Consider the following 20,328-nt stretch of genomic DNA (forward strand, 5'->3'; position numbering starts at 1 on the left):
CTCAGGCATCTCCCTGGTGGCGCAGCGTCCCTGCGGGTTCGGCGCGGCGCAGAGCGGTGACGGCAACGGTCAGCAGCGGCAGAAAGGCGACCCCGGCCAGCAGCAAGGTCACGTGGGACAGGGGTAGTTCGACCAGAATGTCGGGGGTCGGCCGGGTGGCGCTTCCGGTGAGGACGATCAGCGGCACCACCGCGCGGGTCAGTGCCGTCCCCAGGGCGGCGCCGGCCAACAGCGCCACGGCGATCAGTACGCTCTGCTCGGCAGCGACCGCCCAGGCAAGTCGACGTCGCGATGCGCCCAGGGCGTTCAGAACGGCCAGCTCTGCGGAGCGTTCGCGCAGAGAGCCGACTGCGCCGACGGCGAACCCGATCGCGGCGAGCACCGCGGCCGCGAGCGCGACGGCCGGCAGTGCCTGGCGCGGCCCTGCACCGAGCGGGTCGTCGAACAGTTGCTCGGCGACCTCGTCGCGCACCAGAACATCGGCCGGATCGGCATTGGGCCGCGAGCGCAACGCGTCAGCAACCGCGGCGGTCTTCCCGGGAGCGGCTCTCAGCCACCATTCGGTGGGGGCGGGCGGGGCGCTCCCACGACGGACGAACAGGTCGTTGACGGCACGGAGGTCCAGCAGCAACGCACCGCCGTCGGTGTCCGTGCCGCCCGACCCTGTGGTGGAGGTGGATTCGCCGGATCCGTCCGGGGCAGTGGCGTTCGCTTCGGGGCCAGTGGTCGGCAGCTGCCGTACGGTCCCGACGACCTTCACCCGCACGTCCTCGCCGGCCAGGGTGACGTCGACGCTCTGGCCCAGCCGCGCGCCCGCCGCGCGCAGGAACGCGTCCGTCGCGATCGCGGCGAGCTGCCGGGGAGGGGCGGGCCGCTCGGCTGTGAGGCGGAGCTCCGTGCTCTCCATAGGGGGATACGGAGCATCCTTGTCCACTGTCGATGCAACGCGGTACGCAACGGTCAGCGGTCGCGCCGCCGAAGGCCGCCATGCCGCCGGCGGCTGCGCAATGCCGTCCAGAGTGCCGGTGCTGCTGCCCTGCCAGCGCAGCCCGTTCGGTACGGCGACTGCACGCGACCTCGCGCGGTCCGGGCCCTGGGCGAGCACCTGCTCCACGCTGAAGCGCAGGTTGCTGTTCATGCCCGGCAGCACTTGGCCGTCCAGCCTCAGCCCTGTGATCGTCAGGGGCCCCACAGGGGCAGCGCGCCTGCCCCCGCCGGTTTTGTCCAGATCCAGGGTGCGTGCGTGGACCGCGCCGTCAGCCGCGACCGTTCCTGCGGGCAGCCTGTGCACCAGCCCGTAGCCGTCTTCCACCACCACGGTGGCTGTGGCAACGAATCCCTTCGGCGCCGATTTCGTCCGCTCGTCATGAAGGCGCAGACGGAGGGTGATCCGGCTGGTGCCGTCGGGCAGCACAAGACCCGGCCGGGCGTCGGCCTCGTGGGAGCGGACGGCGGCCAGCAGCCGACCGGCCTTCCCGTCGGCCTGGTCCTCTCGCAACAGCAAGTGCTGTTCCGCATGTGCGGTGTCCAGAGCCAGCACGGTGGCGACGCGGTTACCCGACAAGCCAAGTGCGGTGCGGTGGGCGGGCGCGGCGGCCAGGACTCCTGGCTGGGACGCGTACTGACCGGCGTCACCGGGGCTGACGAGATCGTTGTCCCGTACCCGGATCGAGGCCCCGACACGGAAGTCGGCCTGATCGCCCTGCGAGCGGTCCCAGGAGGCGCTCTGCCCGATGGCCAGCATGCCCATCGACACCGCGAGCACCAACAGCAGGACCGGCCCTGCGCCGCGTTGTGGTCGACGGCTGAACTGCCAAGCGGCAAGTGCGGCGGGCAGCTTGTGTCCGCCTGCCACCCTGCGCTCGACGAACCGCGCAGCGGGCGGCATCAGACGGAGGATGAGTACCGTGCCCGCCAGCAACGCCAGCGCGGGCGTGGCGACCAGCAACGGATCGACGCCCAGTCGACCGCTCCGGTCATCACTGAGTACGCCTGTGCCGGAGTGCGACGTCTGCCGGTTCAGTTGCCAGTACGCCACAGCGGCGACGGCCAACAGCGCGATGTCCGCTCCTGCACGCAGCGGTGCGGGCAGCGCTGTGGCCCGACCTGGGCGCCGGCCGGCGCCGGCTGACACGGCGGGTGCCACCACCGCCACGGCACAGCACACCGCGACCAGACCCGCCACCAGCCAGACGGAAGGTCCCGCGGCGTCATCGAATCGCAACCCGATGCGGCCGAGCGAAGAACGTTCCACCAGCTGTCGGGAGAGCGGTCCCGCGAGCAGTGGTGCGCACAGGGCCGCCGGGAGGGCCAGCAGCACCGCCTCCAGTGCGGCGAGGCCCGTGATCCGGCGGCGCGAACCTCCGCGGGCCCGCAGCAGATCGGTCTCCCCGGCCCGCTCGCTGCTCAGCAGGCGAGCGACCAGCATCAGCGCGCACGCAGCCAGCACCACCAGCTGCACTGCGACGATCACCAGAGTGGAGCGGGACACCGTCAGTGTGCGCTCAGCCTGCACAAGTACCGTTGGCAGGCCGGTGCGTACGGTGATCGACCCGGCGAACACCGGGTCCTTGCGCAGCGCAGTGGATCCGCGTTCGGCAGCGGATCGCAGTGCTGCGATCCGTTCGGTGCCGAGCCCGCGGAAGTCGGCCGTGGCCAACCAGGCAGTGGCCCCCTGCGCTGTCCGAGGCGAGGCGAGCACGGACGGATCGGCCATCAGCGGCCCGTACGTGGTGAAGGCAAGGGTCCGCACCCCGCGCCCGCCAAGACTGTCCAGCTGCCAGTACGGGTCGGTCGTGTCGGCGGCCCGGTACAAGCCGGTAATGCGTATGTCCACCGGCTTGTCCGACACCCGGTCGGCAAGCGTCAAGTGGGCACCCGGCCGGAGACTCAGTTGTTTCGCGGCCGCCTCGGGGAGGGCGACCGGGAGAGGCTCCGCCGCTGTCCCGACGGGCCCGGGCAGCGTTCCCTCGACGAGTTCGATCCGCGACCGGTCCAGCACCGCGAACTCCGTGAGGTCGGGGAGCTCGGCCCCGGCCGCCGCACCCGTCAGCTCCCGCGGCAGCGCATAGGACCCCGAGCGCTCGAGGTCATGCACCGTGACCGGCAGTCCGTCGAAGGTCTGCCGTGCGCCCCGCTCCACGGCCACCGCGGCCGCGTGCCGCCGATCGGACGGGACGTGCGCGCTGACGACGAGAGCGGCGGCCCCCGCATCCCGGTGGCCGAGACTGTGTTGCAACGCGGCTTTGCCCACGGCGCCGGAGAACGCAACAAGCACGGCAAGGACGCACGTAGTCAGCAGAACAGCCAGCAGGGAAGCTGCCAGGAGCAGACGGTGGGCTCTGATACGTAGAAGAATGAACGCCGTCACACTGCTTCCTGCCTCTTCCCTCAGGACCGGACCACGTTTTGTCGCACGGAAACATAACATGTGACACTGGACAGGAAACGGTTGAGTGTTCAAGACTCGTGCGATCGCGATCTGAACCTGTACGGGGCCGGCAACCGTGTCCGCTCCCCCGCAGGCGACGACGCTTGAGCTGCGAACGAGGCCTTCTCGGCCACCCCAACCTCCGCCGCTCGGAGGCACGGCCTGCTCTCCATGGGGCCCTGCCACGATCAATTCCGAACAGGCACCGTAGGCGTGGTTGGCACCGTGCACCGTCGCGGTTCCTGCCCCAGACCGGGACACCGCATCAGGACAGGAGATCCGCATGTCGAGGAGCTCGAGTGGGAGCACGACCGACAGCTCGGCCGCCGCGCCGGCGCTGCGCGGCAACGGTCAGGCCGGTGTGGAGGAGCCCGCCCGCGCGTCGATAGTCCGCGTCGAGAACCTGCACCGCTCGTACGGCAGCGGCGCCGCGGCCGTGCATGCCCTGCGCGGGGTGTCCTTCGAGATCCCGCGGGGCGAGCTCGTCGCGCTGAAGGGCCGGTCCGGGTCCGGCAAGACCACGCTGCTCAATCTGGTCGGCGGCCTCGACAGCCCGGACGAGGGCCGCATCACCGTCGACGACACGGACCTCGCCGAGCTCGGCGAGGACGGCCTGCTGGCGCTACGCCGCGACCGCGTCGGCTTCATCTTCCAGTCCTTCGGTCTGATACCCATCCTCAGCGCTGCCGAGAACGTCGGTGTACCGATGCGGCTGCGCAAGATGAGCCCGCGCCGGCGCGAGGGGCGCGTCGCGCTGCTGCTCTCGCTGGTCGGCCTCGCCGACCACGCCGCACAGCGCCCCGGCGAGCTCTCCGGCGGGCAGCAGCAGCGCGTGGCCATCGCCCGCGCGCTCGCCAACCGCCCGGCGCTGCTGATCGCCGACGAACCGACCGGTCAGCTCGACGCGGAGACTGGCCTCGCGGTGATGGAGCTGCTGCGTGCCGTCGTGCGGAGCGAGGGCGTGACCGCGCTGGTGGCCACGCACGACGCTCAGCTGCTGGGCCTGGCCGACCGGGTGCTCGAACTGAGCGACGGTGTGATCACCGAACACTGATCGGCACACGACCAGTCCACTACCGGGATGACAACAACCGTACGGACGTGAGGAGTTGCGCGCAGCTGCCAGGCCCGGAGCACCGGAACCACTCACGCGGCCGTTTGGAAGACCGCTGTTCACCCACCCTGCGCCGGCTCAGGCCGTTGAGCCGGCGGCTCGTCACTCCTCGCTGAGTTCACTGGCTTCCTCGCGCTTCAACGCGAGGAACCCGGTCACCTCGGCGCAGAACTCCTCCGGACGCTCCAGGTGCGCCATGTGGCCGGTCTCGTCCAGGACCACGAGCTGTGCCTTGGCGATGCTCTGGTGGATCATCCGTGCCCAATGCGGCCCGCAGATGAAGTCATCCTTGCCGACCAGTACCAACGTGGGGGCCGTGACAGCGGACAGCTCATCGCGGACGTCGAAGGGGTGACCTCCGAACTGGGTGGGCGCGGCATACATCCGCAGCGACTGTCGGGCGGGCCCGAACTCCTGCTCACGACCCCAGTAGTCGTAGAAGTAGGCCGGCGTGATCTTGCGCAGTACGGCAGTCGTGCCGTCGTCGGTCAGCTGGTCGAGCCGAGTGGTGAGAGCGGCGACGTAACCGGCTACCTCGGGGTGTTCGTCGATGTGGCGCTGCACAAATCGTTCCAGGTTGGCGACTGCGGCCGACCAGAACCCCTCGCCCGTCACCGGCGAGGTGTCGTACAGGACCAGAGCTGCGACTCGCCCCGGGTGGTCGAGGGCGTACCGCTGAACGACGAACCCTCCGTGTGAGTGGCCGAGCAGCACAACATCCGGCAGCGCGAGGTGCTGGGTCACAGCGTGCAGGAAATGGGTGTATGTGGCCAGGGTGTATTCGCGAGGATCGGCCAGGAAGCCGGATGCGCCAGTTCCGACAGGCTCGATATAGACCATGGTCAGGCTGCGCTCGAGCAGAGGCATACGCAGATATTCCCAGCTGATGCCGGGTCCACCGGAGTGGGCGATGCACACCGGGCCGGTGCCCGCGACGTGGTACCGCTGTTCGATGCGCGCCGATCCGTGCCGGACGGTGATCGTGTGAGTGCCGGGGGCGAGCGGCGACGTAGGGTCTTCGGGAGGGCAGGGAAGAGCCATGGGCTCAGGAGAAACGTTCACACTTCCCAGATGTTGCATCAAGAACAGTGACCACTCAAGACATTGTGATGCTCGTCATCACCATGTCTACCCGGCTTGCGATCTACCCAGCTTGCAGGAACTGAGTCATCGCGTACATGCAACTGATGCCCGTTTCCTACTGGTTCAGGGGCGTGCGGCGATCGAGTCACGGTAGGCAGTGGACCGACCGGTCGTGGACAGCATCCGTCGTCGGTGGAAGAAGTGACACTGTCACCCAACAACTGTTCACCAGCGGTCGTGGGCATGTGTGGGGTGAAGAAAAGCTTTGGTAGTCTGATCACAGCGTTTCGGACGCCAAGCGCACGATCCCCCGTGAGGGCGTCCGAAACGCGTTGACATCCACGGCCCACCCGAGGGGTGAGGTCGCACTTTGCGCGATCCACGGGGACGACGGCAGTGAACCACCGGGCCGCTCGCCCCCCGAGGCCGGCCGGCACGAAGCGCCTTCCTCGGCACTCGGTTCCGGTTATTCGGGATTTACGTCATCATGACCGGCTCCTGGTCTCAGCCCTCCTGCCCGCAGAATGCCCGTGGCGACGGCGGGTTCCCGCCGTGAAACCGCTTCGGCTTTGGCAGAATCCGGGAGAACCGGCGTATTGATGGTCATCGTCACATGAACAGACCGACTCGGGACATCAGCGGTCTGCACGACTCGAACATGCAATGAATGAGGACACCATGAAGATCGTAGTTATCGGCGGGACCGGACTCATCGGCGCGAAACTGATCACCAAGCTCAAAGAGCAGGGCCACGATGCGGTTGCCGCCTCTCCGAACACCGGCGTCAATACCATTACCGGCGAAGGCCTTTCCGAAGCGCTGCGCGGCGCGGACGTGGTGGTCGACGTGACGAATTCACCGTCGTTCGAAGACCAGGCTGTCATGGACTTCTTCACCACATCGACGGCGCACCTGATCGCTGCGGAGAAGGAAGCGGGCGTCAATCATCACGTCGCCCTCTCCATCGTCGGTGTCGAGCGCCCTTCGGACGGGGGCTATTTCAAGGCCAAAGCCGCGCAGGAACAGCTGATCCGGGACTCGGGGCTGCCGTACTCGATTGTGCATGCGACGCAATTCTTCGAGTTCCTCGGTGGCATCGCCGACAGCGCGACCGACGGCGACACCGTCACACTTCCGCCCGTGTCGTTCCAGCCGGTCGCTGCCGATGACGTCGTGGCTGCCGTCGGACGGACGGCAGTCGGCGTGCCTGTGAACGGCATCGTCGACATCGCCGGACCCGAAATCGGCCGCTTCGACGAAATCGTCGGCCGGGTCCTTCAGAGCCGCAACGACGGCCGAAGGGTCGTTGCAGACCCGACCGCCCCGTACTTCGGAGCCCACGTCAGCGAGCGATCCCTCATCCCCGAGGGTGACTCCCCCCGTGGCGAAGTCACCCTCGACGCCTGGCTCGAAGCCTCCGCCAAGTAGCCCGCGCCGCAATGTGAAGGTGCGGCACTTCCGTGATCGCCCGCCGTGAGTGCCGCACCGGATCCGACCTCGGGTTCACCACTGGGTCGTTGAGCGCACCATCACTTGACTCCAGGAATCCGACGCTTCCGCGTCCGATGTGACGACGCGACGACATCCACGAGGTCTTCCTCGGCCTGCCTCAGCACCCACCGATACATCAAACGCTGCGCCTTTGTCAGGACGTCTTATACGGGAGAGATCGGCTGACGAGAGATCGCCAAGTACGGATCGGTGAAGGCTGAAAAGCCCCGTGCTCGCTGGGCGACAGCAATGCCGGGGCTCGGCAGTTGCCCGGTCAGCCGGTTTCGCGAGTTCTGCTGCGGCGTATCGCGAGGCGGCCGAGAACATAGGTGGCCTTCAGCAGGATGATTCCCAGGACGGTTCCGATGGCCCAGTGCTTCCACGGACCGGACGCCAGTAGAAGTCCGGCGAGGCCCACGTGAACGGCCACGATCAGCGCGACGATGGCTATGACGCCGAGCGTCACCCGGCGTCGTGGATGACGGACGGTTTTCCCTGCCGGGGCGGGATCACGGAGTTCAGCCCATTTCGAATGTTCGACCCTCATGATGGGGAATCTCACCTTCCGCACTTGTTTTGATGCTCACCTACAAGACAGGGCGGCGCGGTGATCCGTGACAGCCGGATCAGCCTGACAGCCTCGATGTTTCATGTCGGTCCGGGATCTCCCTCCGACCGGTGGCCACCCTGGCCTGGACCCCGGTGGGGGTCTGGAGAAAGTGACGCCCCTCCTTCACCGAGGACCGGTCAAAAGGATCGCGAGCTCGAACCGCACTGCAGAAAAACGTGACAAAGGCTGATCGTCGGGGCCGGTCCGGCGCGGAAAGATGAACATGAGCTGACAGGACGCCCTGGCCGCTGCAGAAGGCCGGCGCCGCAGTACGGAAAAGCCGTACCAAGCGTTGCGGCGGACGCCCATCCCAGCCCTCCTGCGGAGGCGGGGCTCAGTGGTGCTGCGGCCGAGTTGCCGGTCAAGGGCATTCCCTTTCGGCTGCCACTGCGCACAGCTGACGGCGGAGCCGAACCGCTTTGGCAGCCGACTGAGCAGTTTCTGCTGTTTTTCACCGACCCACGCTCCGTGGCCGTCCGGCCGCGGCGGCGGCGGCGCGGCGGGCATGCCCAGTTCCTCATAGCCCGACAGCGGTCTTGGTGACCGAGTTGGCATCAGTCACGGCTGCGGCCCTGTCACAGATCAGAGCACTGTCTGGTCCATGACTCAAAAGGTACAAATCGGGACGGATTGATATCTCCACCTCGCCCGTCGATCCCGGTCGCCACAGTCGTCCGCGTGCCGGTTTCCTGCACCTCCATGCCCCTCCCCACCTACCCCGAGGTCAACAGTTCGATGATCAGTAACGGTAACGTAACACTCAGCGATCAACTGAACACGTATGAGACCTCCGAGTCGGCGGTCGCGATGTTCGACGAGCATGGGACGGTGGTCGCATGGACGCGGGCCGCCGAGCAGCTCGTCGGGTACTCCGCGGGTGACGTGGTGGGCCGCTCTGCCTCACTTGTCCTGCCATTTTCCGAGGAAGCGCCGACGATATCGACATTCGTCGAGCAGTGTCGTGACCAGAACGGCTGGTCGGGCACGACGGCGGTGCGCCACCGGGACGGCCGCAAGCTCAACATCAACCTGCGGATTTCGATGTTGCGGGGGCAGGACGGAACAGTCCGGTGGCTCATCTCCGTGACCGACATCGGCACGCTCTCCGCAGAGGAAACGAACGGATCGGTGCGCGAGTCGCTGCTTACCCGCGCACCGATCGGCATCGTCGTTCGTGACCCGCAGCTGCGCTGCATCTGGGTGAACGACACGATGGAGCGCCACGACGGCATCTCCCGTGACCTACGACTCGGACGGCGATTCACCGATGCGCGGCCCGATGCCAAGGCCGAAGCGGTCGAGGCAGTGATGCGGCAGGTACTCGACAGCGGCACCACCAAGGTCCACCAGTACCGGATGTGGCCGCCGACGAGTCCGCGCCGGGAGCACACCATGGCGGCTTCGTTCTTCTGCCTCCAGGACGCCGACGGACAAGCGCTGGGGGTGTGCACCATCAACGTCGATGTCACCGAGAGCCAGCGGGCGCTCGAGCGCCTCGCCATCCTCAGCGAAGCCAGTACGCGCCTTGGCAACACCCTGGACGTGATGCAGACCAGCCAGGAACTGGCCGACCTTGCCGTGCCCCTGCTCGCCGATTACGTCATCGTCGACCTGGAGCAGTCAGTCCCGTTCGGCGAGGGGTCCCCGGTCCGCATCGGCCCGATGAACGGGCGCCTCCCTGCGTTCCGACGTGCCGGTCTGGCCTCGATCCACGAAGGGGTCCCGGAATCCCCGTGGGTGCGCGGTGAGCCGGTCCCCGTGACGCCCAGCTCACCCGTCACCAGCGTCCTGCGCACCGGGAAGTCCCACCTGGAGGCGATCCTGGACACCGCTCCGGGCACGTGGATCGACGAGGACCCGGCACGAGCGCAGAAGATCCGTGAGAACAGCATGCACTCCCTGATGGTCGTACCCATCCGTGCGCGGCGGGCCCTGCTGGGCGTGGCGTTGTTCGTCCGCACCGAGGACCCGATGCCGTTCCAGGAGTTCGATCTGCTCCTCGCTGAAGAACTCGTCTCTCGCGCTGCGATGTCGATGGACAACGCTCGCCAGTACGCACGCGAACACACCGCGGCCCTCGCACTGCAACGCAACCTGCTCCCTCACCGTTTGAAGGGCGGTACAGCGGTCGAGGCCGCCTCGCGCTACCTACCCGCCGACATGGACCACGGCGTCGGAGGCGACTGGTTCGACGTGATCCCACTGTCCGGCGCCCGAGTGGCCCTTGTCGTCGGCGATGTCGTCGGACACGGAATCAACGCCGCCGCGACCATGGGCAGGCTCCGCACCGCCGTCCACACGCTTGCCGACATGGAACTGCCCCCCGACGAACTGCTGTCCCACCTCGATGACACGGTCCAGCGAATGGCCGAGGAAGACGCCGACGCCCCCGCGGTGGTGGGTGCCACGTGCATCTATGCCGTCTACGACCCGGTGACCAGGAAGTGCACCATGGCACGGGCCGGGCACCCCCCGCCCGCGATCATCGACCCGCAGGGCCGGGTGACCTTCCCCGACCTTCCCACCGGAGCCCCACTGGGCATCGGGCTGGGGGCCCCTTTCGAGGCCGTGGAGCTGGAACTGCCCGAGGGAAGTCTCCTCGCCCTGTACACCGACGGCCTGATCGAGACCCGCGACCACGACATCGATGTGGGAATGGAGCGCCTGGGCGCCGCCCTGGCACAACCCGGTCGCTCCCTCGAAGACCTCTGCACCCTCGCGACGGAGACCGTCCCGGGGCAGGAACCGTGCGACGACGTCACCCTGCTCCTCGTCCGCACCCGTTCGATCAGCCCAGGTCAGGTCGCCTCCTGGACGCTGCCGAGTGACGAGACCGCGGTCCACAGCGCCCGGCACATGGCAGCCTGTCAGCTGGCTGAATGGGGCCTGGAAGGTCTCGAGGACGCCACGAAGCTGATCGTCAGCGAACTGGTCACCAACGCCGTCCGCCACAGCACCAGCCAGATCGGTCTGCGCCTGATCCACCACCAAGTCCTGACCTGCGAAGTGTTCGACACCAACGCCGACTCCCCGCAGTTGCGTCGGGCACGCACCACAGACGAGAACGGTCGCGGCCTCTTCCTCGTCGGTCAGCTGTCCCGCAGATGGGGCGCCCGCTCGGTATCGGGCGGCAAGGTCGTCTGGGCCGAAGAAGACCTGGCTCCGGGCATGCCGAAGGTCCGTGCGTGTGAGGGTGCGGCTGTGGCCGGGGCCGGGGTCAGGTAAGGCCCGCGGACGCGTTGTCGTCCCAGCCGTCCTCGCACTGCATGTAGCCGAGCATCTTTGCCGCGCATCCCAATGAGTGGTCGAGTCGTCGCGGGACGCCAGGCCACCTGCCGACGAACCAGGGGCGTGGCGGGCATTGGCAATGCCACCGCAGGCTGATCAACGGGATTCTGCTTCGGCAGCTGACCGGCCTGCCGTGGCGGGATCTGCCCCAGCTTTTCTGGAAGTGGAACACCGTTCACGACCTTCACCGCAGGTGGTCCGCGGACGGGACCAGAGAGAGGATCCTGCACGCTGTCCAGGCCGACGCCGATGCCGAGGGCCGAATCAACTGGAGCATGTTCAGCGGCAGGCCAGCTCCAGTCCTCGCCCGGAACGGTGGCTTCATGGCGGCAATGCGCTGGGGGTCTGACCGGACAGTGACACGGCGGAGGGTCACGCCGTCGGGCAGGACGGGGTCTGCGGCAAGGTCTGTGGACTGTCAGCAAATGGAAGGCCCGAACGCAGAGGGCGCAGCGCCCGAGCCCACGCTCGCAGCCGCGCTCACCCTCGTGGCACGTCCTGGATATCACCTGCCCTGCCTGCAATGCGGTACCCGGAACGCGCGCTACGAGGAACTGCCCACCCAGTGCCCGCACTTCTCAAAGGCCAAAGGCCTCTTCGCCGAGCGCGCGGTGCACGAGCGGTCCGCGAAGCTCAACGCGCTCCTCCGGGCCAGCTACTTCATCATCGGCATCCGCGCCGCCGGCCTGGCCACCGGACCGATGGCCGGATTCGACGCCGAAGGCATCGACAAGGAGTTCCTCAGCGACGGCGAGCACTCGGGTCTCGCCGTCGTCAAGATCGGCAGGCCGGGCGAGAACGCATGGTTCACACGCTCCCCACGTCTGACGTACGGGCAAGTGGTCACTACCGTCCGACCGAGGGGTGACGGCCGCCCGTTGGGCCGCCCTCCGTCAGTGGCTCCCGGTCGACCGGCGGATCAATGCCCGTTCAGATCGCCGTCCTCGTCGGGTAGCAAAGTGTTGAGCATGAGAGCGAATCTCTCTTATGAGTTGATCAACTGATCGGCGACCCCCTGAAGGCTTGCGATGTCGTGCATGGAAACCTGGCGGCATGGATGCGTTCGCGGGCCGGCTCGACAGCGGATGGGAGTGGTGGCACGCCGCCATCGAGGAAGCGCAGGAAGGGCGCTGGGTCCGTGATGCCGTGGAACGACATGTGATGAAGGACATCAGGGCCGCCACCAACCCTCTCCATGGTGGACGGATGGCCCCGTTCACCGCGGGCTCGTGGCACATACGCATCGGGAGGATCGCGAACTGGGCCGGGGTGCTGCGGCTCGCCGCCCGGTCAGGCGGGTGGGTGCTCCAACCAGTCACCGGACGCCGCCCGCCGCACCCTGCGGGCATGGCCGAGCTGCTGTCTGGCATCTACGCGGTCGGCGAGCAAGGAGAGATCTGGATGAAGCAGCTCCTGAAGGGCGAGCTGCCACAGAAGACGAGATCGCGAAGGCCGAAGGCTTCCTCACAGGGCCAGGGTCCATCGAGGACCTTGAGCTGTTCTTCTACGACTGAAAAGTCGCCTTTCCTCCGTCAGCACCGCGTCCAGATGAGGATGGCGGCGAGGTGGGGTGCGGCCCGGAAGGCAACGGCGAGCTTGTCTGTTTGCATGGACAGCCGCGCCACTGCTTTAGCCGGTTGATGCATCGCTCGACAGCGATGCGCTGCCTATGAGCGTCGGCATCGAAACCGGTCGGGCGGCCTCCTGCGTGGCCTCGCCGCACGCGATATCCACCTGGTCGACGGGCTACGGAATGACCGCACGGATGCCCCGTCGGCGGACATGTCCGCGGATCGCGCGAGGAGTACGCGCGATCCGCCAGGACCGCCTCCGATCGACGGCATGGTCACGGAGACCCACATCACAAAGCCCTTGGCGTCACACTTTGCCGGGCTCCCCGGTCACTGTTGTGTATCTGCAACTGGGTGAGGAGATCCCATGGAATCGCGTCTCAACTACTACAGCAGTCCCCTCGCGGCCAAGGTGCTGAAGCACCTCGTCTCGGCCAGCAAAGTGTTGGCGGACTCGGCGCTGCCGGACACCATTCAGCATCTGGTGGAGATCCGGGCCAGCCAGGTCAACGGCTGCGGCTTCTGCACCGACATGCACACCAAGGAGGCCGCCCACGCCGGGGAGACCTCGGTGCGGCTCAACCTCATCGCCGCCTGGCGCGAGGCGACGGTCTTCACAGAGGCCGAGCGCGCCGCGCTGGAGCTGACCGAGCAGGGCACCCGGATCGCCGACGCGGCCGGTGGGGTCACCGACGAGGCCTGGGCGAACGCCGCAAAGCACTTCGATGAGGAGCAGCTCGTCGCGCTGATGTCTCTCGTGGCCATCATCAACAGCTACAACCGCATCAACATCATCAACCAGCAGCCGGCAGGCAGCTACCAGGTCGGCCAGTTCGGCTGAGCCAGGGCGTACGGTTCGGCCGGACGAATATGGTCCGGCCGGACGCGTACGGTCCGTCTCCGCTTGCCCTTGACCTCTGGTGAGGAGGCGGATATCGAACAGCCCAAATGGTGAATGGGGGGGTTCTACTCCGCACCCAACTTCGGTGAGGAGCAACACGGCGTCCCTACAAATTATGATTCGTGGTTCTTTTCAGTTGGTCCGTCAAGTCCGTGATCATTAAGACCAACACCCCCTTCTTCGGCCGCGCAACGACGAGTCCGCTACTTCTGCTTCTGGGCTGGCGGGCAGTGGTCCTCCATTGGTGCTCTGTTCAGCGCGGGACACATGACGTCGACGGTCTGGTCCGGTTGCTGATGCAGTGGCCTGCTGGTCGTGCATGAAGGTAGTGCCTCCCGCACAGCTCATGCGTCTCGAATCCATGCGAGCAACAGGAGGCCATGTATCGCAGTCTTTCGCGCTGCAGCCTGCCGAGTGCAACTCAGTTGCCCCGCCGTGTGATTGTCTCGCGCCCGTGCAAAGTAACGCGGCCGACCGTCCGCAACGCGTTCTGCGTTACCCCTCGGACGTGACGGACGCCGAATGGGCCGAGGTCCGAGCCTTGCTGCCGATACCAGGTCGGCTGGACGGAAGGAACGGGCAGCCGGAGGGCTACCGCCATCGTCAGCGAGCTGCACTCAGGTCCCTCTTCGCATGTCCGTGGGGACGGTGGTGCACCACGCGGTACACCACCGACGACCCGCCGCGCGGCACGGTTGCACCGGGGGTGAGTTGTGCACCGAAACGGACCGCGTCTCAGCGCCGCCAGGACGTTAGGAGCTCAGCAGCCCCTGTCAGGTTCCGGGCGGGCGCCGGGGGCCTCGAACGGCGGACGCCTGCGTCTCATCACCCGGCACCTCCGGCCGACATACGCCTCGCGTCTGTTCGACGCCCGGGCCCTCCGGCGCATCGGAGCAGCAGTTGCAGAACATCGCCGCCAAGAAACTGCTGAAACCGTTTGAAATTGGCTCTGACCGCGATTACGTGATGGGCGAAAGCGCGGGGACCGCCAGAACGGGCGGTGATTCCAGTAGCTCAAGGAGCCGCCTGCGGCCTGCGGCGAGCGCCCTGGCCACAGCGCAACAACTCAGCGGGGCTTCAGTGCAACTCACGGATGTCGCACACACGGCGAAGGCCCGCACCCAACGGTACGGGCCTTCATGCTCCTGGTGCTCGTCGACGTTGTCAGCAGGCCGGGGTCGTGAGGAGGGCCGGAATACTGGTGGTCATCATGACTGGGTAACCCGTCGGTGTCGTCGTTCGGCCAGCTCCTCCGCGCTGACCACGGTCAGAACCGGGGTACCCGGCGGCGCGAACATGGTTACCACCAGCTGCGACTGCGCGTCCGAAAGGTTGTTGGCGCCCCGGTAGTGGATCACGTCGCCCCCGGGCTCGAACAGGGCGTCACCGGCCCTGAGCACCCGGGGCGGCTGCCCCTCCAGCTCGAAGAGAATCTCACCCTGGGTCACGTAGCCGAAGAGCGGCCCGGGGTGCCGGTGCGGCGGCGCGCCGGGGTCACCGGGCGGCAGGGTAATCCGGATGGTTCTGGCCTCGGCGCCAGCCGGGATCCGGGCCGCCGCCTCCGGCAGGGTCGTGATCACCTCGACGCCCGGGGGCAGGTGTGCATGCTCAGCGCTCATACATTTCTCCAAACAGGGACTGAGACTGTCCACAGCAAGGACAGGACGACCTCCCCGTTTGTGACAGCCCTATGCGGCGAACCCGCCCAGGACCGCGCCGTAGCGAGGGGAGCAGCACTTCGATGTCCTGCCCCATCCTCAAAACGACGACAGTGGTGCCGCCTGCTGCTGCCGGGCCGGAATGGACCGTCGGAAAGAGAGCGAGCACCACACACATCGCTTCGTCCATCTCTCCGACCGGGTCGGCACTCTCCCTCCGGAACCACCGGCGGGACACGTGGTTGTGCACCGTGATCACCACGGCCGCCATGAGCTCAGCCCTGAGCGACGTCGACTGAGCCGAGTCGCCCATCCAATCCGCGGTGAAATCGCGGAACAGTCGCTGGAAGCGAGCCACGCTGGCGATCTCGCGGTCGCGAAGGGCCGCCACCTTGCTGGTGAGCGCGTACCTCCGGCGTGCGAGGGCTGCGGTAATGGCTTCCTGGGCGGCGGAGAGCTACAGCTTGAGTAGCTCTCCCGGACGAGGAGGCACTGGAGGCCGCGCAACAGGTCGGACGGACGCTTGACTCCAGGTCGCCCCGGACCGCTCAGGGGAGCGCCCTGGCGAGGGGTAACGCAACGCGGCAAACCCGGCCACGCCTTCACTCGTGGTGAAGGCGGCGCTCTGTGCATGGTGCCGTCGGCATGGTTGCAGCACACATCGGTTGAGGGGAGACTTCTAACGAGTCCATTTTCTCCCATTTGCGCTTTAAACGGGTGAGAGAGGCGGCGCTGGTCGTGGCATCCGTAACCGAGTTCGACTACCTGGTCGTCGGAGCCGGATCTGCTGGATGCGTGGTCGCTGCGCGTCTGTCAGAGGACAGTGACGCGCGGGTGTTGCTGCTGGAGGCAGGCGGAAGCCAGCCTCTGGAAGCCATGGCGATTCCGCCCGCCTGGCCAACCCTGCTGGGGTCATCGGCGGATTGGGCAGATGAAACGGTGCCGCAGACCACAGCCGGCCTCAGAGTGCCGTGGCCCCGTGGTCGCGGCCTGGGTGGATCGTCGTCGATCAACGCGATGAACTTCCTGCGTGGTCACCACACCAGCTACGACAGCTGGAACGAGGCCGGTGTGGAGGGCTGGGGCTACGACGATCTTCTCCCGTACTTCAAGCGGAGCGAGGATCTCACGGGTGTCGCGGGCCGTAACGCCACGGTACGTGGGCTGGACGGACCGTTGAGGGTGGGCCCCGCTGTCGAACGTCATCCGGTGGCCCGGGCATTTCTGGCGGCAACGCTGGAGGCCGGGTATACCGAGGCGGAGGATCTCTCCGGTGGACTTCAGGAGGGGTTCGGCTGGACTGATTTGAGCATTGCCGACGGCACGCGGCAGGACGGCGTCACGGCCTACCTCGGGCCGGCGATGGACCGTCCCAACCTTCACGTTGTGACCGACGCCCTCGTGTACCGGGTGGCGCTGGACGGCGACCGTTGCACGGGCGTGGAGTACAGCACGGAGGGCGACAGCGTGACCGTGCGGTGCTCCGGAGAAGTCGTTCTGTGCGCCGGAGCGGTGGGGTCACCCCAGCTGTTGATGCTGTCCGGCATTGGGCCGCAGGACCACCTCAGCCAGGTCGGCATCACCACCGCGGTGCACCTGCCCGGCGTCGGCGCCAACCTTCAAGATCATGCGATCTCCGGCATCGTGTATCAGTCCGCGCGCCCCGTCCCCGCCACAGTGAACAACCACGGCGAGATGCAGGGCCTGATCCGCAGCAGCGCACGGACCACTGGTCCTGACCTGCAGCTCACGATTGTGGATGTCCCCCTGCGGGAGGACAGCTTACCCGGTCCCGACATCGGGCGGGGGTACACAATCATGGTCGCCCTCATGACCCCCTTCAGCCACGGCACGACACGCCTCGCGGGCCCCACACCGGGTGCGTCCCCGATCATCGACCCCCGCTACTACAGCGACGACCGGGATATCGATCGCATGATCCATGGCCTGCGGGTGGCCCGCGAGATCGGAAGCGCTCCCGCACTCGCCCACTGGCGGGGGAATGAGGCTCTCCCGGGCCCGGACGTCCACGATGACGAAGGACTGCGCGCCTACCTCTTCAGGAATCTCCGCTCCTACAGCCACTACGCCGGCACATGCCGGATCGGTGTCGATGAGACGGCTGTGGTTGACCCTGCCCTGCGTGTACGCGGTGTGAGCGGACTGCGTGTGGCGGACGCCTCGGTAATGCCCTCCGTCATCTCCGCCAACACCAACGCCACTGTCTATGCGATCGCCGAACGAGCAGCAGAGCTCATGCGCACCACCCACCGATCTGGAACCCGTGGTTCACCGTGACTCCCCGCCCTGTCGGGCACGCACCAGGCGCGCTGCCTTCGGGTCCGTAGCTCCAGCGGTATCGGTCGGTGACGGTCATAGCGGTCGCGTCGCGGCCCTGGAAGGACGCCACCGGACCGGGGCAGTTGCTGAGGTCTCGGTACGACAGTGCTGTACGCCTACGGCAACTCGGTGGTCCTGCCGCTCCGGCGAGGACTCCCCCGATGGATCACCCAGAGGCTGACCAGAACCAAAGCCGCTCTGCCAATTGGCCAGCCCACCGACCCTCCGTCGCGGTAGTCCCTGATGCCGCCTGCAAGAAGGAGGGCGGACGGGATCAGCCCTGCCCAGTCGAGAGCTCTGCTCAATCTCGCGGCAGTCGAAGACTCGTTCACAGCGTGATCCTGACAGGCACTTGCGCCCTCCACCAGATACGAGCGCACTGCAGGCGCAGTCTCATTGTGGAGGTGCACCATGCCGGCGCTCCAGTTCAAAAGATCCCGTATATGGATGGGACCTGACCTGGGTCGTTCCTGACCATCCGTCGGACAGCCCGCTTCATGACGCGAGGCTGGGCTCGGTCGGTAGCCGAACCAGTGACACGCGCTTTCCTGACCTGCAACGCAACCGCCGATCATTCTCTTGGGCTCGGGCTCACTGGTCGGCAGTTGTCGTTGTAGGGCGACGTTGGTTCACCTCGCACGGCCCAAGGACGGCCCGGGGCGAGGAGCGAGACCTGGGCGCATTCCTTGCGGACTTGGCATCAACTGCCGGTAGGGTCAGCGAGTGATCAACATGCAGGTGCGCGGGGACCTGGGAAAGCTCGTGGCCCGAGCCAAGGGCGGACTGGAGTGGACGGACCTCCTCCCCGCGCTGGACCCGGTGAACTTTCCGATGTTGTGGGCCTTGAATCCCTATGGGGATGCCGTCTTCAACGAGCGGCAGGTGCCGTTGCTGCTCGCGGAGCTCGATCGACTTCCCGAAGCCTATGGTGGCGTCTGGGTGGACCAGGCCCGAGCGATGTGCCAGGTCGTCGAGAGCGGAACGCACCGCTATCTCTGGTTCGTTGGTGACTGACCGATCTTCAAAACCGTCGTGGCGGCAACGTCACCGTGGGTTCAAATCCCCCCGCCCACCGGAGATGAACGGCCCCTGCCCAGGTGAATCGGTTGGGGCCCATGCTCATATGCGCTGCCCGGCGGTAACCATGGCTCCCCGTCAGTTCCCGGCCGATCGGGCATGTCAGGGCCCGGTCACCTCGTTTTACTCGGGGCAGCGGCACAGGACTGCTTTCACCTGTCCGCCCTGTCGGTACGGCTGAGAATACTGGTAACGCTGCACTCGAAAAGCTCTTGCCCAGTGCCCGGCAGCGGTACCTCGACCAGCTTGCCGTCGTGGATCAATCAGAGTCCGAAGCAGTCGTCATCCTGATCCTGCAGCAAGGTCTGAACCGAGTACGGATCGGGCCAGGCAAGGAACTCGAGTGAAGTGCGTATCAACTGGTCGATGGTGAGCGCGGACTCCACAGTGTGCCGTGCTCACCAGTACGCTTCCGGCGCCCGCAAGACAGGCACCGCGGAAACCTGGCAAGCGTACCCGGCCGGGAAGGCGAACTGCGGCCGTTGGCAACACTGGTCAGGCCCGGACAGTGGGGCGATGCGCCGCAGATGATCACGGTCCTGGAACGCATTCGCGTGCACCGTCCGGCCGGCGGTTACTGACGTCGGCGTTTCGAGGTGGTTAATCTGCTCACGCTGCTGACGGATGGTCACCTGTGCGGTATGCCGTGGGTATGCGCTATTCGGATGGGGGTGGGCTGACGACGAAGGGTCGTCAGCGCCGCAAGGCGGTGCGGTTGGAGGCCGCCGGGTTGTTCGCCGAGGGGGTCAGGCCGCTCGAGGTGGCCCGCAGGCTGCGGGTGAGCTCGAAGTCGGCCTACCAGTGGTACGAGGCGTGGACGCGGGGCGGTGCGGGGGCGCTGGCCTCACGGGGTGCGAGCGCGCGGCGCTGCAAGCTGCCGGGCCGGTGCCGGGAGAAGCTGGCCGATTACCCGGAGCAGGGGCCGGCCGCACACGGCTGGGTGGAGGACCAGGTGTGGACCGGTGCGCGGGTAGCCACGCTGATCGGTAGGAAGTTCCACGTCTCCTACAGCGTCTCGGGGGCCACCCGGCTGATGCGCCGGCTCGGCTTCACCCCGCAGATCCCAGCGCGGAGGGCCGCGGAGCGCGACGAGCAGGCCGTGGCCGCGTGGAAGGAGGCGACCTCGGCGGAGGTATAAGCACCCGGGCGGCCTGCGACGGATGGATCTGCTTCGAGGACGAAGCCGGGTTCACCCGCAGACCGTCGAAGGGTCGCACGTGGGGACGCCGCGGCATCACCCCGGTCGTGAAGGTGAGCGGCAGGGGCTCCGGATGGGTCTCGGTCGCCGGGCTGCTCGCGATGCGCCCGGGCTCGCGGACCCGGCTGTGCCACCGGCTGCGGTGCCACATCGGTCGCAAGGGCGAGCGCCGCAGCTTGTCCGAGCGGACTACATCGGTCTTATCGACGGAGTCCACCAGTTGGTCAAGGCGCCGATCGTGCTGGTCTGGGACCGGCTCACCACTCACGCCTCCCAGGCCATGCGCGACTTGATCGGCGCGCGGGACTGGCTGACGGTGTTCATCCTGCCCGCCTACGCACCCGAACTGAACGCGGTCGAGTACCTGTGGGCCCACGTCAAGCACGGCCTTGCGAACCTCGCCAGCGTCGCCCTGGACCGGCTCGCCACACTCGTCCGCAACCGACTCAGACGACTTCAGTACCGCCCCGACGTCCTCGATGGCTTCCTCGCCGGAACCGGGCCCTCCCTCGATCTCCCACCGCCATCCCCTTGAAGCGCCGAAGTCGGTAGCGGCAGCACCAGTCC

Annotated in this window: 10 protein-coding genes and 5 pseudogenes; 10 read left to right on the forward strand and 5 right to left on the reverse strand. The window is 67.1% G+C overall.

Features of this window, described 5'->3' with window-relative positions:
• Window position 1 precedes the first annotated feature (1 nt).
• Window positions 2-3,370 (reverse strand): FtsX-like permease family protein, encoded by a 3,369-nt coding sequence (locus OHA88_RS03550; RefSeq protein WP_328624178.1) that lies wholly within the window; start codon window positions 3,368-3,370, stop codon window positions 2-4.
• Between the two features lie 343 nt (window positions 3,371-3,713).
• Between OHA88_RS03550 and OHA88_RS03555 the strand changes: the two genes are divergently transcribed.
• Complete coding sequence (locus OHA88_RS03555; RefSeq protein ID WP_328624179.1) at window positions 3,714-4,484, forward strand: ABC transporter ATP-binding protein; 771 nt, start codon at window positions 3,714-3,716, stop codon at window positions 4,482-4,484.
• 162 nt (window positions 4,485-4,646) lie between these two features.
• Here OHA88_RS03555 and OHA88_RS03560 read toward each other — a convergent pair whose 3' ends face one another.
• Window positions 4,647-5,585 carry an alpha/beta fold hydrolase gene (locus OHA88_RS03560; protein ID WP_328624180.1) on the reverse strand — a complete coding sequence of 313 codons (939 nt, stop codon included), beginning with the start codon at window positions 5,583-5,585 and terminating at the stop codon, window positions 4,647-4,649.
• Between the two features lie 720 nt (window positions 5,586-6,305).
• Between OHA88_RS03560 and OHA88_RS03565 the strand changes: the two genes are divergently transcribed.
• A complete protein-coding gene (locus tag OHA88_RS03565; protein ID WP_328629574.1) occupies window positions 6,306-7,055 on the forward strand; it encodes an SDR family oxidoreductase in 750 nt (249 codons plus the stop codon).
• Between the two features lie 337 nt (window positions 7,056-7,392).
• Here OHA88_RS03565 and OHA88_RS03570 read toward each other — a convergent pair whose 3' ends face one another.
• Window positions 7,393-7,665: a hypothetical protein gene (locus tag OHA88_RS03570; protein ID WP_328624181.1), complete on the reverse strand. Its 273-nt coding sequence runs from the start codon at window positions 7,663-7,665 to the stop codon at window positions 7,393-7,395.
• Between the two features lie 798 nt (window positions 7,666-8,463).
• Here OHA88_RS03570 and OHA88_RS03575 point away from each other — a divergent pair.
• The 3 genes and pseudogenes from OHA88_RS03575 to OHA88_RS03585 form a co-directional block, all read left to right on the forward strand.
• Complete coding sequence (locus OHA88_RS03575) at window positions 8,464-10,953, forward strand: SpoIIE family protein phosphatase (protein WP_328629575.1); 2,490 nt, start codon at window positions 8,464-8,466, stop codon at window positions 10,951-10,953.
• Window positions 10,954-11,006: 53 nt separating this feature from the next.
• Window positions 11,007-11,300, forward strand: a pseudogene (locus OHA88_RS03580) (transposase); the annotation flags it as partial.
• 252 nt (window positions 11,301-11,552) lie between these two features.
• Window positions 11,553-11,870, forward strand: a pseudogene (locus tag OHA88_RS03585) (malonic semialdehyde reductase); the annotation flags it as partial.
• A gap of 678 nt (window positions 11,871-12,548) precedes the next feature.
• Here OHA88_RS03585 and OHA88_RS03590 read toward each other — a convergent pair.
• A pseudogene (locus OHA88_RS03590) lies at window positions 12,549-12,847 on the reverse strand (transposase); the annotation flags it as partial.
• 107 nt (window positions 12,848-12,954) lie between these two features.
• On the opposite strand from OHA88_RS03590, the gene OHA88_RS03595 reads away from it, so the two are divergent.
• Window positions 12,955-13,428 carry a carboxymuconolactone decarboxylase family protein gene (locus OHA88_RS03595; protein WP_328624182.1) on the forward strand — a complete coding sequence of 158 codons (474 nt, stop codon included), beginning with the start codon at window positions 12,955-12,957 and terminating at the stop codon, window positions 13,426-13,428.
• Between the two features lie 1,268 nt (window positions 13,429-14,696).
• On the opposite strand, the gene OHA88_RS03600 is transcribed toward OHA88_RS03595, so the two are convergent.
• Entirely contained in the window at window positions 14,697-15,107 is a 411-nt protein-coding gene (locus OHA88_RS03600; RefSeq protein WP_328624183.1) for a cupin domain-containing protein, read from the reverse strand.
• Between the two features lie 777 nt (window positions 15,108-15,884).
• On the opposite strand from OHA88_RS03600, the gene OHA88_RS03610 reads away from it, so the two are divergent.
• The 4 genes and pseudogenes from OHA88_RS03610 to OHA88_RS44480 all read left to right on the forward strand — a co-directional run bounded on the left by OHA88_RS03610 (window position 15,885) and on the right by OHA88_RS44480 (window position 20,296).
• Window positions 15,885-17,444: a GMC family oxidoreductase gene (locus OHA88_RS03610; RefSeq protein ID WP_328624184.1), complete on the forward strand. Its 1,560-nt coding sequence runs from the start codon at window positions 15,885-15,887 to the stop codon at window positions 17,442-17,444.
• Between the two features lie 774 nt (window positions 17,445-18,218).
• A complete protein-coding gene (locus tag OHA88_RS03615) occupies window positions 18,219-18,500 on the forward strand; it encodes a hypothetical protein (RefSeq protein ID WP_328629576.1) in 282 nt (93 codons plus the stop codon).
• A gap of 414 nt (window positions 18,501-18,914) precedes the next feature.
• Window positions 18,915-19,138, forward strand: a pseudogene (locus OHA88_RS03620) (IS5/IS1182 family transposase); the annotation flags it as partial.
• A 77-nt stretch (window positions 19,139-19,215) separates the two neighbouring features.
• Window positions 19,216-20,296 (forward strand): annotated as a pseudogene (locus OHA88_RS44480) (IS630 family transposase).
• Window positions 20,297-20,328: the final 32 nt, after the last annotated feature.

It is taken from the genome of Streptomyces sp. NBC_00353 (assembly GCF_036108815.1).
In the GTDB taxonomy this organism is placed as follows: Bacteria; Actinomycetota; Actinomycetes; order Streptomycetales; family Streptomycetaceae; genus Streptomyces.

What these genes read in the sequence shown, in the direction of transcription:
- OHA88_RS03595 (WP_328624182.1), top strand. Translation starts at nt 12,955, where the DNA reads ATGGAATCGCGTCTCAACTACTACAGCAGTCCCCTCGCGGCCAAGGTG.
- OHA88_RS03615 (WP_328629576.1), top strand. Translation starts at nt 18,219, where the DNA reads ATGCAGGTGCGCGGGGACCTGGGAAAGCTCGTGGCCCGAGCCAAGGGC.
- OHA88_RS03600 (WP_328624183.1), bottom strand. Translation starts at nt 15,107, where the DNA reads ATGAGCGCTGAGCATGCACACCTGCCCCCGGGCGTCGAGGTGATCACG.
- OHA88_RS03570 (WP_328624181.1), bottom strand. Translation starts at nt 7,665, where the DNA reads ATGAGGGTCGAACATTCGAAATGGGCTGAACTCCGTGATCCCGCCCCG.
- OHA88_RS03575 (WP_328629575.1), top strand. Translation starts at nt 8,464, where the DNA reads ATGATCAGTAACGGTAACGTAACACTCAGCGATCAACTGAACACGTAT.
- OHA88_RS03555 (WP_328624179.1), top strand. Translation starts at nt 3,714, where the DNA reads ATGTCGAGGAGCTCGAGTGGGAGCACGACCGACAGCTCGGCCGCCGCG.
- OHA88_RS03560 (WP_328624180.1), bottom strand. Translation starts at nt 5,585, where the DNA reads ATGGCTCTTCCCTGCCCTCCCGAAGACCCTACGTCGCCGCTCGCCCCC.
- OHA88_RS03565 (WP_328629574.1), top strand. Translation starts at nt 6,306, where the DNA reads ATGAAGATCGTAGTTATCGGCGGGACCGGACTCATCGGCGCGAAACTG.